The 14,517-nt window shown below is 73.3% G+C and carries 18 protein-coding genes; 13 read left to right on the top strand and 5 right to left on the bottom strand.

All coding sequences use genetic code 11. From position 1 onward, the window contains the following. The first annotated feature begins 51 nt into the window (after nt 1-51). Entirely contained in the window at nt 52-351 is a 300-nt protein-coding gene (locus DAE25_RS10255) for a hypothetical protein (RefSeq protein WP_107766112.1), read from the top strand. Between the two features lie 3 nt (nt 352-354). On the opposite strand, the gene DAE25_RS10250 is transcribed toward DAE25_RS10255, so the two are convergent. Then, nucleotides 355-2,175, bottom strand: coding sequence for a DNA/RNA non-specific endonuclease (locus DAE25_RS10250; protein ID WP_107766111.1), 1,821 nt, complete (start codon nt 2,173-2,175; stop codon nt 355-357). 107 nt (nt 2,176-2,282) lie between these two features. On the opposite strand from DAE25_RS10250, the gene DAE25_RS10245 reads away from it, so the two are divergent. Then, on the top strand, nt 2,283-2,720 hold the full coding sequence (locus DAE25_RS10245) for an SRPBCC family protein (protein WP_159083668.1): 438 nt from the start codon (nt 2,283-2,285) through the stop codon (nt 2,718-2,720). Beyond that, nucleotides 2,717-3,682: an SDR family NAD(P)-dependent oxidoreductase gene (locus tag DAE25_RS10240; protein ID WP_107766109.1), complete on the top strand. Its 966-nt coding sequence runs from the start codon at nt 2,717-2,719 to the stop codon at nt 3,680-3,682. The genes DAE25_RS10245 and DAE25_RS10240 overlap by 4 nt, the downstream gene beginning before the upstream one ends. 21 nt (nt 3,683-3,703) lie before the next feature. Here the strand turns inward: DAE25_RS10240 and DAE25_RS10235 are convergent, their stop codons facing one another. Beyond that, nucleotides 3,704-4,651, bottom strand: a complete 948-nt coding sequence (locus tag DAE25_RS10235; protein WP_107766108.1) for an NAD(P)-dependent alcohol dehydrogenase — start codon at nt 4,649-4,651, stop codon at nt 3,704-3,706. An 85-nt stretch (nt 4,652-4,736) separates the two neighbouring features. On the opposite strand from DAE25_RS10235, the gene DAE25_RS10230 reads away from it, so the two are divergent. Genes DAE25_RS10230 through DAE25_RS10220 form a run of 3 tightly spaced genes read left to right on the top strand, consistent with a single transcriptional unit; the run spans nt 4,737 to nt 5,998 of the window. Then, complete coding sequence (locus tag DAE25_RS10230) at nt 4,737-5,396, top strand: TetR/AcrR family transcriptional regulator (RefSeq protein ID WP_107766107.1); 660 nt, start codon at nt 4,737-4,739, stop codon at nt 5,394-5,396. Further along, nucleotides 5,393-5,686 carry a Dabb family protein gene (locus tag DAE25_RS10225; RefSeq protein WP_107766106.1) on the top strand — a complete coding sequence of 98 codons (294 nt, stop codon included), beginning with the start codon at nt 5,393-5,395 and terminating at the stop codon, nt 5,684-5,686. The genes DAE25_RS10230 and DAE25_RS10225 overlap by 4 nt, the downstream gene beginning before the upstream one ends. 36 nt (nt 5,687-5,722) lie before the next feature. Continuing rightward, the gene (locus tag DAE25_RS10220; RefSeq protein WP_107766105.1) at nt 5,723-5,998 is read left to right on the top strand and encodes a hypothetical protein; all 276 of its coding nucleotides are present in this window, start codon (nt 5,723-5,725) and stop codon (nt 5,996-5,998) included. Between the two features lie 65 nt (nt 5,999-6,063). Here the strand turns inward: DAE25_RS10220 and DAE25_RS10215 are convergent, their stop codons facing one another. After that, nucleotides 6,064-7,485, bottom strand: coding sequence for a GntP family permease (locus DAE25_RS10215; protein WP_107766104.1), 1,422 nt, complete (start codon nt 7,483-7,485; stop codon nt 6,064-6,066). Between the two features lie 116 nt (nt 7,486-7,601). Here DAE25_RS10215 and DAE25_RS10210 point away from each other — a divergent pair, with 116 nt between their 5' ends. From DAE25_RS10210 to DAE25_RS10190, 5 genes are all read left to right on the top strand, one after another. Next, nucleotides 7,602-8,099, top strand: a complete 498-nt coding sequence (locus DAE25_RS10210; RefSeq protein WP_107766103.1) for a cupin domain-containing protein — start codon at nt 7,602-7,604, stop codon at nt 8,097-8,099. A 66-nt stretch (nt 8,100-8,165) separates the two neighbouring features. Continuing rightward, a complete protein-coding gene (locus DAE25_RS10205; RefSeq protein WP_107766102.1) occupies nt 8,166-8,522 on the top strand; it encodes a hypothetical protein in 357 nt (118 codons plus the stop codon). Nucleotides 8,523-8,561: 39 nt separating this feature from the next. Next, nucleotides 8,562-8,942: a DUF1304 domain-containing protein gene (locus DAE25_RS10200; RefSeq protein ID WP_107766101.1), complete on the top strand. Its 381-nt coding sequence runs from the start codon at nt 8,562-8,564 to the stop codon at nt 8,940-8,942. Between the two features lie 59 nt (nt 8,943-9,001). Next, nucleotides 9,002-9,385: a tetratricopeptide repeat protein gene (locus DAE25_RS10195; RefSeq protein WP_107766100.1), complete on the top strand. Its 384-nt coding sequence runs from the start codon at nt 9,002-9,004 to the stop codon at nt 9,383-9,385. After that, nucleotides 9,385-11,001 (top strand): LLM class flavin-dependent oxidoreductase, encoded by a 1,617-nt coding sequence (locus DAE25_RS10190; RefSeq protein ID WP_107766099.1) that lies wholly within the window; start codon nt 9,385-9,387, stop codon nt 10,999-11,001. Before DAE25_RS10195 ends, DAE25_RS10190 begins: the two co-directional genes overlap by 1 nt. Nucleotides 11,002-11,014: 13 nt before the next feature. Here the strand turns inward: DAE25_RS10190 and DAE25_RS10185 are convergent, their stop codons facing one another. Further along, nucleotides 11,015-11,959 (bottom strand): helix-turn-helix transcriptional regulator, encoded by a 945-nt coding sequence (locus DAE25_RS10185; RefSeq protein ID WP_107766098.1) that lies wholly within the window; start codon nt 11,957-11,959, stop codon nt 11,015-11,017. A 62-nt stretch (nt 11,960-12,021) separates the two neighbouring features. On the opposite strand from DAE25_RS10185, the gene DAE25_RS10180 reads away from it, so the two are divergent. Then, complete coding sequence (locus DAE25_RS10180; protein WP_107766351.1) at nt 12,022-12,597, top strand: mycothiol transferase; 576 nt, start codon at nt 12,022-12,024, stop codon at nt 12,595-12,597. Nucleotides 12,598-12,720: 123 nt separating this feature from the next. On the opposite strand, the gene DAE25_RS10175 is transcribed toward DAE25_RS10180, so the two are convergent. Further along, entirely contained in the window at nt 12,721-13,170 is a 450-nt protein-coding gene (locus DAE25_RS10175) for a MarR family winged helix-turn-helix transcriptional regulator (protein WP_107766097.1), read from the bottom strand. Between the two features lie 148 nt (nt 13,171-13,318). Here DAE25_RS10175 and DAE25_RS10170 point away from each other — a divergent pair, with 148 nt between their 5' ends. Then, nucleotides 13,319-14,509, top strand: a complete 1,191-nt coding sequence (locus tag DAE25_RS10170; protein WP_107766096.1) for an MFS transporter — start codon at nt 13,319-13,321, stop codon at nt 14,507-14,509. Nucleotides 14,510-14,517 lie beyond the last annotated feature (8 nt).

Raw genomic sequence — 14,517 nt, 5'->3', positions numbered from 1 at the left:
CCGGGCCCGGAAGGACAGGGCCCACCGCGCTCCTCGTGGCAGCATGCGGGGATGGACCTCGGTGACCTGTCCGAGCTCGCGGCCGGCCTCGACGGCGTGGGCGAGCGCACCCGCGGCGGCCTGCTCGAGTGGAGCCGTCACGGCCGTCGGGTCGCCCGCCAGCTCGACGAGCGCAGCGTCGTGGTCCGGACGTCGTTCGACGCACGCGACCACCTGGTGCGGGACTTCCCCGGGACCTTCAGCGTCCCGTCGCACCTCGAGAAGCACATGATGGTCGTGGCCGACCTCGCGAGCGGCGACCGGGACGCGATCGAGGAGGCCTTCACCACCGCGTGGCGCCTGCAGGCCTGAAGCTCACCAGACGATGTCCTCCTCCGAGGTGACGACGTGCGGCGCCACGGCCTCGGTGCCGGACGCTTCCCCGGCCGACAGCGAGGGGTCGAGGAGGACCCCGGTCCGGGAGGCCAGGTCGGCGAGCGGCACCTGGTAGGTCTCGAACTCGCCGAGGTCGATGGCCTCGAGCGGGTCGAGGTCCTGGGTCAGCAGGAAGGCCCGGGCGGTGAGGGCGCCGTCCTCCTCCCACGCGATGACCTTCCAGAACTCGCGCGGGACCAGCACCCCGCGGTACTCGCGGTCGTCGTCGCGCAGCACCGGCCCGCCGAAGACGCTGATCCGCAACCGGTCGACCGTCACCGCCTCGTAGAGCGCGTCCTCGAGCCGCCCCCACACGCCGTACCGCGACGCCTGGTTGAACGCGTCGATCTGCGGCGCGATGTTGGTGAAGAAGAACGAGTCGCTGTTGGCCTGCGCGGCCTCCGTCGCCGTGCCCCACGTGAGGTCGGCGCGGCGCGCGAGGTGCCCGCGGTCGAGCCGGTTGTCGGCGTACAGCTCCTCGCCGACCTGCGCGTCGCCCGGCACCCGCGGGTCGAGCCGGAAGTCGTTGCTGCGCTCGAGGCGGCGCATGGCGGTGCCGTCGACGTTCCACGCGACCCAGCGGGCCAGGCGTCGCGACGTGCTCATGGTCAGCGAGAAATGGGTGTAGGGGACGACCTGGTCCCCGTCGACCTCGACGGCGTCCTCGACCAGCTCGGGGGCCAGCGTGGGGACCCCGACCGGTGTGGAGAGGAAGCCCTCGTCGTAACCGGACGCGCCGGCGGCGGCTGCGGCCTCCGCCGCCGCCTCGGCGGAGAGGGTGATGCCGAGCTTGTCGAAGACCGAGCGGGGCAGGCAGGCCAGCGCGTGCTCCTCGGAGTCGCGTCCGTCGGTCTCGCCGGCGAAGTGCAGCCCTGCCAGGACCCGGGTCGGACGGCCGTTGCCGGCCTTGAAGAGCCACGCGCTGCCCGAGTCGCCACCGTCGCTCAGCTCGCCGTCCTCCGGGAGGCGAGCGGGGTCGGGGCGGATCTCGAAGCAGCCGATCCGGTGCTCGCCGGCCTCGCCGTAGTCGAGCCGCACGATCACGTCCACGCGCGACACCCGCCCGTGGGTGACCGCCGTCGTCCGGCCGGACTTGACCACCGGGTCGTCGAGCTCGGGGTCGCCCAGCTCGACCGGCGCCACCCCGAGGTCGAGCACGGTGGCGTCGAACCCACGGTCCTCGATGGTGGCGATCGCGGCGTCACCGGCGATGCCGAGGTGGGAGCGGGTGACGACGCCGAGCCGGTTGCGGCCGACGCGGTTGTCGTCGTACGGACCCGGCTGGAGGACCTCGTCGCCGATCGCGCCGCCGGGGCCCTGGAGGACGTGCCAGTTGCTCAGCACGTGCGGCGCCCCGGTGTCGGCGTCCCAGACGATGCACCCGATCGTGCCCGCACTCTCGGCCGCGCCCGCGACGCTGACGCCCGGGACGACCGGGTCGATGCGCGTACGCCGCGCGTCCGGGGCGGCCTCGGGCACCACGGCGTACGACGGGGCGTAGGCGCGCTCGAGGACGTCGGTCGGCACCGCCGTGCTCTCCACCTCGACGGACTGCGGGATGAGGGCGGAACCGAGGTCGTCGACCTGCTCGGGCGGCACCTTGGCCGCGACCGTGAACTGCACGCACATCACGTCGGTGCGCCGGCCGTCGACGACCTTGTGGCCGATGCCGATCGAGGTGATGTTGGGGTCGGCGAGGAAGTCGGAGCCGTGCCGGCGGACGTAGTCGCGCAGCGCGGCCGGGGTCGCGGTGGTGGGCATGGACCCGACGGTACGGCGGATCGGGGACAGCGGTACGGCGCCGGGACGCCGGCACTCCGTGTGGGTCCCGCCCCGTAGCGTGGAGGACGACCCCAGGAGTGATGCCGATGAAGCCCACCGTGTCCCGCACGTTCACCACCACCGCGTCGCCCGAGGCCGTCTACGACTACCTCGCCGACTTCACCAACGCCGAGGAGTGGGACCCGGGCACCGTGTCCTGCGAGCGGGTCTCCGGCGACGGCGGGGTGGGGACGGTCTACCGCAACGTCTCGTCCTTCCTCGGCCGGACGACGGAGATCACCTACACGACCGTCGAGGCCGAGCGCCCCACGCGGATCCACCTCACCGGGCACAACGAGCAGTTCGACGGCCACGACGTGATGGGCGTCCGGGCCAGCGGCACCGGCTCCGAGGTGACCTACACGGCCGAGTTCGCCTTCAAGGGCGCGGCGCGCTTCGCGGTGCCGGTCGTCGCGGCCTACCTCCCGGTCCTGGCGAAGAAGACCGTCGACGAGCTCCGCACCCACCTGGACCGGCTCGCATGAGCCGCCCGCTGCCCGTGCGGGCGCTCGACACCGTGATGGACCGGACCCTGGTGCTGGGCTACACGACCATCGGGCTGCGTGTGCGGCAGGCGCTGCCGGGCTGGCCGGCCGACCCCGCGCCCGACGCGCTGGCCGGCCGCGACGTGCTCGTGACCGGCGCGAGCTCCGGACTGGGGATCGCCACCGCCGAGGGCCTCGCCGCGCTCGGCGCCCGCGTCCACCTCGTGGTGCGCGACGAGGCCAAGGGCGGTCGGGTCCTCGACGAGATCGCCGGCCGGTTGCCCGGTGCGTCGCTGCGGCTGTGGCGCTGCGACGTGGGCGACCTCGACGACGTACGCCGCTTCGCCGGCGAGGTGGCGGGCGAGCTGCCGGCGATCCACGGGATCGTGCACAACGCCGGGGTGATGCCGCCGGAGCGCTCGGAGTCCGCGCAGGGCCACGAGCTGAGCATGGCCGTCCACGTCCTCGGTCCCGTCGTGATGACCGAGGCGCTGCGACCGCAGCTGGCCGGGGGCCGGGTCGTGCTGGTGAGCAGCGGCGGGATGTACAGCCAGGCGCTGCGCGCCGACGACCCGGAGTACCTCCGCGGCGACTACTCGCCGACGACGTCCTACGCCCGGTCCAAGCGGATGCAGGTCGAGATGCTGGCGCTGCTCGCCGACCGGTGGTCGCTCGACGACGTCACGACCTCGGCGATGCACCCCGGCTGGGCCGACACCCCCGGTGTCCAGGAGTCCCTGCCGCGCTTCCGGTCGCTGACCCGGCGTGTGCTGCGCGACGACGCCCAGGGCGCGGACACCAGCGTGTGGCTCGTCGGTGCCGAGCCGGCGCCGCCCAACGGGCGCTTCTGGCACGACCGCGTCGAGCGGCCGCTCCACATCGTGCCCACCACGCGGGCCGGCGAGGACGAGCGGGCCCGGGCGTGGGCGTGGCTCAAGGACGCGGCCGGCCTCGCCGACTGAGCCGCCCGGGGCGGCACCCGGTCAGGGGTTGAGCACGATGTTGCCGACCTTGCGGCCGGAGTCGACGCGCTCGTGGGCGGCGACCACGTCGTCGAGCGGGACCACCCGGTCGAGCACGACGCGCAGTGCGCCCGACGCGACCAGGTCGAGCAGCTCGCGGGCGTCCTCGACCCGCTCGGGCGCGGTGCCGGCCCGGACGTCGCCGCGGGCGCGCAGGAGCTCGCCGAGGTCGGCGGCGGCCAGCAGCAGGACGCCGCCGTCGGCCAGCAGGCGTCGGCCGGAGGCGGGCGAGAGGGTGCCGACGGTGTCGAGCACGACGTCGTAGCGCTCGGTGACCGACGCCAGGTCGGTGGTCGTGTGGTCGATGACGTGGTCGGCTCCCAGGCTGCGGACCAGGTCGGCGTTGGCCCCGCTGGTGACGCCCGTGACCGTGGCCCCGGCGTGCTTCGCGAGCTGGACGGCGCTGGTACCGATCGCCCCGGACGCCCCGTTGACCAGCACCCGGGTGCCCGGCCCGACGGTGGCCTTGGCGCGGAGGAAGAACAGCGCGGTCGCGCCCCCGAAGAGCACTCCGGCCGCGTCGTCGTGGCTGACGCCGGCGGGCTTGGCGACGACCCGCGACGCCGGGACCACGGCGTACTCCGCGTGCGTGCCCATCCGCAGGCCGGTCGTGCCGGCGACCTCGTCGCCGACCGCGATGCCAGTGACCTTCGGTCCGAGCGCCTCGACCACGCCGGAGAACGTGTTGCCCAGCACCGTCGTCCGGGGCCGGCGGATCCCGAAGGCCAGCCGGGCGAACGGAGCGAAGCCGCGCGGGAACCGGGCGCCCCGGATGCGGGAGTCGGCGGCCGTGACCGCGGTGGCGCGGATGCGGACGAGCACGTCCTTCGCTCCGGGGGTGGGGGTGTCGATGTCGACGACCCGGACGACGCCCGGTGCGCCGTACTCGTGGACGACTGCTGCTCTCATGTCGGCTCCCTTACGCGTGTAAGTCTTGACGGGGACTGTAGCCTTACACCCGTAAGTCCGCAATGGCCCATACCTCGGAGGTGGCATGTCGGCCCGACCTGCGCTGACCCGCGACCGCATCGTCGAGGCCGCCGTGACGGTGGCCGACCGGGGCGGGCTCGGGGCGGTGAGCATGCGCAGCGTCGGTCGCGAGGTGGGCGCAGAGGCGATGTCGCTCTACCACCACCTGCGCGGCAAGGAGGAGCTGCTCGACGCGCTCGCGGACTGGGCGTTCTCACGGATCAGGCTGCCCCGGCCCGACCAGCCCTGGCGCGTGGCGATGAGGACCCGGGCCGCGTCGGCGCGCGCGGTGCTCTTCGCCCACCCGTGGGCGCTGGGCCTGCTCGAGTCCCGGCGGCACCCGGGACCGGCGCTGCTGCACCACCACGACGCGGTGATCGGCTGCCTCCGGGACGCCGGGTTCCCGGTGCGGCTGGCGGCGCATGCGTACTCGGTCCTCGACGCCTACGTCTACGGCTTCGTGCTCACCGAGCTCAACCTGCCGATGGAGGCCGGTGAGGACGCCCAGGAGTTCGCCGAGGGGCTCGCGCTCGCGGCCGAGGACTACCCGCACCTGGTCGAGATGATGACCGAGCAGATCTCCGGCGGCACCTACGACTACGCCGACGAGTTCGACTACGGGCTCGACCTCGTCCTCGACGGGCTCGAGGAGCGGCTGAGCGCGACGGCTAGGGTCGACGGGTGATCCGCCACACCGTCGCCTTCCGGCTCGTCCATCCGTCCGGCTCGCCCGCGGAGCAGGAGTTCCTCGACGCCGGCGCCGCTCTGGCCGCCATCCCCGGGGTGCAGCGCTTCGAGCAGCTGCGCCAGACGGGCACCAAGAACGACTTCTCCTTCGGGTTCTCGATGGAGTTCGCCGACCAGGCGGCGTACGACGCCTACAACGTGCACCCGGTCCACACGGCCTTCGTCGCGCAGCGCTGGGTGCCCGAGGTCGACGACTTCCTCGAGCTCGACTACCAGCCGCTGGGGTGAGCCTGCCGTCCGCGCCCCGCGCGTAGGGTCGCGAGCATGGACACCCCCGGCACCGACAGCACCGGCACCAACGGCGACTGGAACGACCCCGACGCCAGCGACGCCGACGGGAGCCCGGCCTCCTCCTTCCCGGGCGCCGGGGAGCGCGTCGACGACTCCGCCGCGGCCCTCGACGCCGAGCCCGCGGGCAACGCGACTGTCGGCGACATGGTCGACACCGACGCGGTGGACTCCAGCGCCCACGAGGTGGGGCCGGGGTCCGACGAGGTCGCCGAGCAGGCCGCGGAGGAGTCCGTCGAGGACGACGACTGACGCCCGCGTCGTACGACGCGCTGGCTCGCCGGTGACGCGTCGTACGACGCCGCGCCCGAGCCCGGTCAGGCGACCAGCGCCGCCACCATCACGAGCGGCAGCGAGACGACCGACGCGACCGAGGTCACCAGGGTCAGCGTCTTGAGCGTGCCCTTGGTCGAGAGCCCGAGCAGCGACTTGAACATCCAGAAGAAGTTGCTGTTGACCTGCAGGGCGAACATCGCGCCCGACGCGATGGCGAGGCCGATCACGATCGGCGAGACGGCGAGCGAGTCGAGGATCGGCGCGATGATGCCGGCCGCCGTGATCGCCGCGACGGACACCGAGCCGATCGCCAGGTGCAGCACCGCCGCGATGAACCACGCGAGCAGGATGCTGAGGATGATCGGGGCGCCCTCGTCGGCGCGGAAGAGGTCGCCCAGCACGGAGTCGAGGCCGGTCGCCTCGATGACCGCGCCGAGCGAGCCGCCGACACCGGTGATGAGCAGGATCTCGCCGGTGGTGTGGAAGCCCTCGGTCATGGCGTGGTCGGTGCGCTCCGCGCCGGCCGACATCCGCGAGAGCGTGTAGGCGCCGATCAGGCCGATGAAGAGCGCCATGTTGGCGTCGCCGAGGAACGCGATGAACGCGTTCGACCAGCCGCCGAGCTCGGCGAAGGCGCCGAAGGCGATGAGCAGCAGCGGCACCAGGATCGGGAGCATCAGGACCAGCAGCGGCAGGCGGCGTACGCCGTGCGCCTTCTCCGTCTCGCGGGCCTCGTCCTCGGCGCGGGACATCGCCTCGTGCGCGCTCTCCGCCTCGCCGGTGAGGTACGCCGCGTCGGCGGCCTCCTGCTCGGCCATCGCCTCGTCGACCTCCTCGTCGGTCTCGGGGTCCCACCAGCCGCCGGCGCTGAAGAGGAGCCGCATGAGCAGCGTCGAGACGACGGCGGTCACCAGTCCGATGACCAGCCCGTAGAGCAGCCAGTCACCGAGCTGGATGTCCAGCAGCCCGGCGATGGAGATCGCCGCGAGGCCGGGGATGACGAACACGTAGCCGGCGAAGATGCCGCAGCCGAGCGCCGACGCCAGCACGGGCAGGCCGGTGCGGCCGATGAACGGCGAGGCGCTGCGGGCCACCGGTGCGGCCAGCACGACCTGGACGTCGACGTAGATCGACGGCATGACGACGGCGAGCAGCGAGGTCAGGGCGTAGGGCAACCGGCCGGCGCCGACGCTCTTGACCAGCAGGCCCACCAGCCGGCGGAACGCGCCCGTCGAGTGCAGCAACGCACCGATGAGCACGCCGAAGCCGATGAGCAGGCCGACCTCCGCCATGATGCCGCCGAAGCCGACGGTGATCGCCTCGATCGTGCCGGCGAAGCCCACCCCCGCGGCCAGCCCGAGGTAGAGCGAGCCCAGCACCAGCGAGATCACTGGGTCGACCTTGACCCGGATGATCAGCGCGATGACCAGGACGATCGCGATGGCGGTGTGGACGGCAACCATGGGGACTCCTCGTTCCGAGAACAGCGGGGTCCTGTCTATCTGCTCCACCACGTCGTTGGCCACCGGGCCCGTCCGGTGGACTGCTGGACACCGGTCGGGTGTGCCACGCTGGCGGCATGTCGTTCCCGGCGTACTCCACCGGTTCCTATCCTCCCGACGTCTACACGGGGGAGGGCGGCGAGGCGAGTGCCTGGCTCCGCCCCTCCGACACCCCGCCCGACCTCACCTACGCGAGCGGCGTCACCTGTGAGTACCTCGTCACCGGTGAGCAGTCCGGCGGCCTGCTCGGCGTCTACCGGTGGACGTTCGGCGAGCCGGAGACGGGCCCGGACCCGCACTTCCACCGCAGCATCTCCGAGCACTTCTACGTGCTGTCGGGGACCGTGAAGCTGTACGACGGGCGCGAATGGGTCACCGGGTCGCCGGGCGACTACCTCTACGTCCCCGAGGGCGGGATCCACGGCTTCCGCGGGTCCGACAACGCGCAGATGCTGCTGAGCTTCGCGCCCGGCGGGCCGCGCGAGGACTACTTCGAGACCCTGGCGCGCGGGGAGCGGATGGGCGAGGACGAGCGGGCGGCGTTCATGCTCCGCCACGACACGTTCTGGGTCTGACGGGCGGGCCATGCCCACGGGTGGACCGGCCTTGTCCGCGCGGGTGCCAGCGGACAGAGTGGAGGCATGACCCACGAGAGCGAAGGCGACTGGGGAGAGACCCAGCTGGACCAGGCCGAGCAGGCCGAGGCCGAGATCAACCTCGACGACCCGAGCGCGGGTGACGACGAGCCGTGGAGCCCGCCGGACCGCCAGCCCCGCGGTGCGGAGTTCATCGACGGCGACGAGACGATCTCCCAGCGCCTGCGCCAGGAGGACCCGGATCCGGACGCCGGCTACCACGACCCCGACGCGATCGACCGGGTCGGCGGTGACGACCCGGACGCGGTGCCCGCCGAGGAGGACGTCCTCGGTGGTGGCGGGGTCATCGACCCCGGCAGCGAGGAGGGTCCCGAGGCTGGGGCGCTCCACCTCGACGCCTGACCCACCCCTGTCCCGATCGGCCGGCCCTATGCTCCGGCCATGACCTACGTCGCCTGGGTGCTGCTCGCGCTCGCGGGAGCGCTCCACGTCTACATCTTCTGGCTGGAGTCCTTCGCGTGGACCGCGGCCAGCACCCGGCGCACGTTCGGCACGACCCCGGAGCAGGCCGAGACCACGCGGCAGCTGGCCTACAACCAGGGCTTCTACAACCTCTTCCTCGCGCTCGGCACATTCGCCTCGGTGGGCTTCCTGGCCGCCGGCCACGAGGACGTCGGGCTCGCGCTCGCGGTGGTCTCCGCCGGCTCGATGGTGGCGGCCGCGCTGGTGCTCGTGCTCAGCGACCGGTCCAAGGCCCGGGCCGCCCTGACCCAGGGCCTGCTGCCCACGCTGGGCCTGCTCGCCCTGCTGGTCTCGCTCTAGGAATACCCCCGGTGGGTATGTGGTTGAGGCGGACGTCCGCACTCACAGAAGGGGAACCCATGACCCGCATCGAGCAGACCCTCCGCACCCTGGCGCCGTACGACGCCTTCCGCTGGGCCGAGGACCTCTTCGAGCACCGCGACTACTACTCCGCCGCGATCGTGCTCCAGCACCTCGTCGACACGCACCCCGACGAGCGGGACCTCGCGAGCGCGCGCGAGCTGCTGGCGCGCAGCTACTTCCACTCCGCGCAGTCCGGCCGGGCGGCCGACGTCGCCCGCGAGATGCTCGAGCGCGACCCCGGGCACGCCTACGCCGCGGTGCTGCTCTTCCGCTCGCTCGAGCGCAGTGCCGGGAGTGACCCGGCGCGTCGCGACGAGGCCCGCGCCGTACGCCGGCTGGCCGACGCGCTCAACGCCGAGGTCCCGGGCGCGGCCGCCTGATGGCCGACTACGGGCAGGAGCTGGAGTTCGGGATCTTCCCGACCCCCGAGGCCGCCCGCCTCGACGACCTCCTGGGGCTGGTGCAGCTCGCGGAGGTCTCGGGGCTCGACCTCGTCTCGGTGCAGGACCACCCCTACCAGGACAAGTACCTCGACACCTGGACGCTCCTGTCCGTCCTCGGCGCGCGCACCAGCACGATCAAGATCGCGCCCAACGTGGCCAGCCTGCCGCTGCGGCCGCCGGTGGTGCTGGCCAAGGCCGCGGCCACGCTCGACCTGGTCACCGGGGGCCGGGTCGAGCTCGGCCTCGGCGCCGGTGCGTTCTGGGACGCCATCGAGGCGGCTGGCGGCGTGCGTCGTACGCCGGGCGAGGCGGTCGACGCGCTCGACGAGGCGATCCGGCTGATCCGCGCCTTCTGGGGCGGCGGCAGCGTCCGCTTCGAGGGCGAGCACTACCGGGCGGCCGGGCTGCACGCCGGGCCCGTGCCGGCGCACGACATCCCGATCTGGGTCGGCGCCTACAAGCCCCGGATGATCCGCCTGACCGGTCGGCTGGCCGACGGCTGGGTGCCGAGCATGGGGTACGCCGACCCGCCCGCGCTGCCCGACCTCTCCGCCGCGCTGGACGAGGCGGCCGTCGCCGCCGGCCGCGCGCCCGAGGAGATCCGGCGCATCTACAACGTCTTCGGCCGCTTCGGCACCGGCAGCGGCTTCCTGCAGGGGACGGCCGACGACTGGGCCGAGCAGCTGGCCGGCCTCACCCTCGAGACCGGGATGAGCACCTACGTCCTCGGCACCGACTCGCCCGACGACGTCCGTCGCTTCGCGACCGAGGTCGCCCCCGCCGTGCGCGAGCTGGTCGAGGCGGAGCGGGCGCGGGCCGCCTCGGGCTCGGACTCGCCCGCGGGCGGTGAGCAGGCCACGTTCTCGGGGTCCGGGACGGTGGCTGGCGCACCGCCGGCCGGCGAGTCGCGCGGTGACACGCGGAGTGACTCGCGGAGCCGCCCCGGGGTCACGCCGACGCCCGACGACGGCACCCGCCTGGTCGCCGAGCAGCCGTGGGACGAGTCCGACCGGCCGACGCACGACGGCCCGGACGGGGCGTCGTACCCCGCTGCCCAGCAGGGCCTCGCCCAGCACCTCGTCGACATCCACGACGGGCTGCGCGCCGAGCTCCAGCAGGTCCGTGGCGTGCTCGACCAGGTCCGCACCGGCCACCTGACCGTCGGCGCCGCCCGCTCGGTCGTCAACACGATGACCATGCGGCAGAACAACTGGACCCTGGGTGCCTACTGCGAGTCCTACTGCCGGATCGTCACCGGCCACCACACGCTCGAGGACCGAAGCGTCTTCCCGCACCTGCGGCGCTCCGAGCCCGGTCTCGGGCCGGTGCTCGACCGGCTGGAGGCCGAGCACGACGTCATCCACGACGTGCTCGAGCAGTTCGACCGGGCGCTGGTGCAGCTGGTGGCGTCCGACGGCACGGGTACGTCGGGGGAGCGGGCCCTCGACGACGTCCAGCACGCGATCGACCTGCTCACCGACACCCTGCTCTCGCACCTGGCCTACGAGGAGCGCGAGCTCATCGGACCCCTGGCGCGGCACGGGTTCAACTAGACGGACCCCGGCGTCAGCCCGCAGCGAGCAGGCGCCGGCCGAGCTCGCGGACGGCCTCGCGGACCTCGTCGCCGGCCACGACTCGGAACGGGACGGGCAGCAGCGCCAGCCCCTCGGCGTACGACGCGGCGTTGCTCGTGCTGCCCGTCAGCCGGGTGGTCGACTCGTCCATCGCCTCGAGCCGGCCGAGGTGCCGGGGCAGCCAGCCGATCCGCTCGAGCGGCGCCTCGATGACCACCTCGACCGGGTGGTCCCAGCCGGTCGCCAGGTGCTCCTCGAGGGCGGCGACCGGGTCCAGGTCCTGGGGTGGACGGAAGCCCGCGTCGAGGACCCGCGCGCCGGTCACTCGGTCGATCCGGTAGGCGCGGGTGGCGCCCGAGTGGTGCGACCAGCACAGCAGGTACCACCGACCGTGGCGCACCACGATGGCCCACGGGTCGACCACGCTCTCCCACTCGCGGCCGGCCTCGGAGCGGTAACCGATCGACACCTGCCGGCTCGTGGACGCAGCCCGGACGAGGGTGGTGATGACGGCGGGATCGGGCCGGACGGCGGAGCGGTCGGGCACCGCGGCGGCCGTGCGGCGTACGGCCTCGGCCTGCGCGGCGACCGTGTCCGGCAGTGCGGCGATGAGCTTGCCGAGAGCCGAGCCGACGAGGTCGGTCGGATCGCTCGCGGGGTGGTGCCCGTCGAGCGCGGCCATCACCAGGCCGAGGGCCTCGGCGGCGCTGAAGCGCAGCGGGGGGAGCCGCAGCGCCCGGGCCACCCGGTAGCCGCCGTACTGCCCCCGGCTGCTGTCGATGTCGATCCCCGCGGCGCGCAGGATGCTCACGTAGCGGCGCGCCGCCCGGTCGGAGACCCCGAGCCGCTCGCCCAGCTCGACCGCGCCGATGCCGGGGCTGGACTGGATGAGGTCGAGCGCGAGCAGGGCCCGCGCGGTGGGGTTGGTGTCGTCCACCCCCGCAGGATCCCACGCCCAGCGGACGCGATCCGTCCGGAACCGGTCCTACCGTGGTCGACATGACGACCTCCTGCACCTCCGGCTGGACCCCGCCGCCCTGGGAGCCGCCGGTCGCGGGCACCGAGACCGAGCACCTCCTGGGGGCGATCACCCGGATGCGGACGACGTTCCGCTGGAAGGCGGGCCACCTCGACGCGGCCGGGCTGGCCGCGACCCTCGGACCCTCCGCGCTGACCCTCGGGGGCCTGCTGCTGCACCTGGCGATGGTGGAGGACTACATGTTCACCACCAAGCTGCGCGGCAAGCAGCTCGTCGAGCCCTGGCGCTCGCTGGGCCACGACGGCACCGACGACTGGGAGTTCACCAGTGCCGGCAGCTTCGCGCCCGACGAGCTCTACCGCCTGTACGACGACGCGGTCGAGCGCGCCGACGCCCGCATCGCCGCTGCGCTGGACGAGGGCGGCCTCGACTTCGTGTGCCACGTGGACGACGGCAACGGCCACCACGCCAGCCTGCGCCGGCTGCTCTTCGACCTCCTCGAGGAGTACGGCCGGCACACCGGGCACGCCGACCTGCTCCGCGAGTCCGTCGACGGGGTCACCGGCGAGGACCCGCCGGACGACTGGACCCGCTGACCTGCCTCAATCTCGGGGTAGTCCGTGACGATCGGACCCCTCGCACCGCGATTCTGGGGTCCGTTCGTCACGGACTACCCCGCGAGAAGTGCGGGCCGTACGACGCCCGCGGGAGCGCCGCGGTCAGGCCGGGGCCGGCAGGCGGTGCAGCGCGTCGACGAGCGACCTGAGCTCGGGCCGCTCGCCCGCGTCGGCCATGGCCGCCTCGAGGGTGCGGTCGTGCGTCGGTCGGGCCCGGTCGAGCAGGCGACGTCCGTCCGCCGTCAGCTCGGTGTAGATCCCCCGCCGGTCGTCCGCGCAGATGATCCGGGTGAGCAGGCCACGGTCCTCGAGCCGGTTGACGAGCCGGGTGGCGGCACTGCCGGAGAGCGCCGCGGCGCGGGCCAGCTGGCTCATGCGCATGTGCCAGCCGTCCTGGCGCGACAGGGCGTCGAGCACCGTGAACTCCACGACCGAGAGCTGATGGGCGCTGCTCAGCTCGCGCTCGAGGGCTGCCTCGATGAGGCCGTGCAGGGCGGCGAGGGTGCGCCAGCCCTGGGCGCGGATCTCGACGGCGTCGTCGGCGATGCCCATGGATTCCTCCGGACGGTGGGTGGACTGACGGTGGGTCGATGTGACGCGCCCCATCGTAGCCGCCGCTTGCAATAGTCAGCGTGTGCAACTAGTTTCGTGATCACGCCGTTAGTTGCACACGCGGACTATTGCTTCTGGAAGGAACGTCATGCCCCTCGCCCTCCTCGCCCTGGCCATCGGAGGCTTCGGCATCGGGCTCACCGAGTTCGTGATCGCCGGCCTGCTCCCCGAGGTCGCCGCCGACTTCCGCGTCGACGAGGCGACGGCCGGCTGGCTCATCTCCGGCTACGCCCTCAGCGTCGCTGTGGGCGCGATCGGCCTCACCGCCGCCGTCACCCGGTTCAACCGCAAGCACGTGCTGACGGCGCTGATGGTGTTGTTCATCGCCGGCAACCTGGTCTCGGCCCTCGCCACGACGTACGAGGCGATGCTCCTCGGCCGCATCCTCGCCGCGCTCACCCACGGCGCGTTCTTCGGCATCGGCTCCGTGGTCGCCGCCAACCTGGTGGCCCCCGAGAAGCGCGCGGGCGCCATCGCCCTGATGTTCGCGGGACTCACCAGTGCCAACGTCCTCGGCGTGCCGCTCGGGACGTTCCTCGGCCAGCAGCTCGGCTGGCGTTCCACCTTCTGGGCGATCACCGTCATCGGCCTCGTGGCCCTCGTCGGCATGGCCACGCTGGTGCCCAGCCAGCCCGTCGACCGCAGCGGCGCCGGGCTGCGCGGGGAGGTCGGCGCCTTCCGCTCCGGCCAGGTGTGGCTGTCGCTCGCCGTCACCACGCTCGGCTTCGGCGGCATGTTCGGTGCCTTCACCTACATCGCCTACACGCTCACCGAGGTCTCCGGCTTCGCCTCGAGCAGCGTGCCGTGGCTCCTGGTCCTCTTCGGCGGCGGGCTGTTCGTCGGCAACTGGCGCGGTGGTCGCGCCGCGGACCGCTCGGTCCCGCGCACCCTGGCCGTGGTGCTGGCCGGGCTCACCGTCGTCCTGGCCGGGTTCGCGCTGACCGCGGGCTCGCAGGCGCTGACCGTGGTGAGCCTCGTGCTGATGGGCGGCTTCGGCTTCGCCACCGTGCCCGGGCTGCAGATGCGGATCATGACGTACGCCGGCAGTGCCCCGACCCTGGCGTCCGGCTCCAACATCGCGGCCTTCAACGTCGGCAACGCGTTCGGGGCCTGGCTCGGCGGGCTCACCATCACCGCGGGCCTCGGCTACACCTCGCCCCTGTGGGTCGGTGCCGGCCTCTCCGCGGCCGCGCTCGTGGTGCTGCTCGTGGCGGACCGGGCTGCACGGCGTGCTCCCGTGACGACCGCCGACGAGGCCGACCTGCTGGCGGTCGGCTGACCCGCTGC

Origin of the sequence: Nocardioides terrigena (assembly GCF_003047265.1) — a bacterium.
In the GTDB taxonomy this organism is placed as follows: domain Bacteria; phylum Actinomycetota; class Actinomycetes; order Propionibacteriales; family Nocardioidaceae; genus Nocardioides; species Nocardioides terrigena.
This window is presented reverse-complemented; position numbering and strand designations above follow the sequence as displayed.

Bases quoted from the DNA above. Each gene is read 5' to 3' on its own strand.
- DAE25_RS10180 (WP_107766351.1), top strand. From the start codon at position 12,022: ATGACGACCTCCTGCACCTCCGGCTGGACCCCGCCGCCCTGGGAGCCG.
- DAE25_RS10190 (WP_107766099.1), top strand. From the start codon at position 9,385: ATGGCCGACTACGGGCAGGAGCTGGAGTTCGGGATCTTCCCGACCCCC.
- DAE25_RS10170 (WP_107766096.1), top strand. From the start codon at position 13,319: ATGCCCCTCGCCCTCCTCGCCCTGGCCATCGGAGGCTTCGGCATCGGG.
- DAE25_RS10175 (WP_107766097.1), bottom strand. From the start codon at position 13,170: ATGGGCATCGCCGACGACGCCGTCGAGATCCGCGCCCAGGGCTGGCGC.
- DAE25_RS10245 (WP_159083668.1), top strand. From the start codon at position 2,283: ATGAAGCCCACCGTGTCCCGCACGTTCACCACCACCGCGTCGCCCGAG.
- DAE25_RS10230 (WP_107766107.1), top strand. From the start codon at position 4,737: ATGTCGGCCCGACCTGCGCTGACCCGCGACCGCATCGTCGAGGCCGCC.
- DAE25_RS10220 (WP_107766105.1), top strand. From the start codon at position 5,723: ATGGACACCCCCGGCACCGACAGCACCGGCACCAACGGCGACTGGAAC.
- DAE25_RS10255 (WP_107766112.1), top strand. From the start codon at position 52: ATGGACCTCGGTGACCTGTCCGAGCTCGCGGCCGGCCTCGACGGCGTG.
- DAE25_RS10210 (WP_107766103.1), top strand. From the start codon at position 7,602: ATGTCGTTCCCGGCGTACTCCACCGGTTCCTATCCTCCCGACGTCTAC.
- DAE25_RS10250 (WP_107766111.1), bottom strand. From the start codon at position 2,175: ATGCCCACCACCGCGACCCCGGCCGCGCTGCGCGACTACGTCCGCCGG.
- DAE25_RS10195 (WP_107766100.1), top strand. From the start codon at position 9,002: ATGACCCGCATCGAGCAGACCCTCCGCACCCTGGCGCCGTACGACGCC.
- DAE25_RS10205 (WP_107766102.1), top strand. From the start codon at position 8,166: ATGACCCACGAGAGCGAAGGCGACTGGGGAGAGACCCAGCTGGACCAG.
- DAE25_RS10235 (WP_107766108.1), bottom strand. From the start codon at position 4,651: ATGAGAGCAGCAGTCGTCCACGAGTACGGCGCACCGGGCGTCGTCCGG.
- DAE25_RS10240 (WP_107766109.1), top strand. From the start codon at position 2,717: ATGAGCCGCCCGCTGCCCGTGCGGGCGCTCGACACCGTGATGGACCGG.
- DAE25_RS10215 (WP_107766104.1), bottom strand. From the start codon at position 7,485: ATGGTTGCCGTCCACACCGCCATCGCGATCGTCCTGGTCATCGCGCTG.
- DAE25_RS10200 (WP_107766101.1), top strand. From the start codon at position 8,562: ATGACCTACGTCGCCTGGGTGCTGCTCGCGCTCGCGGGAGCGCTCCAC.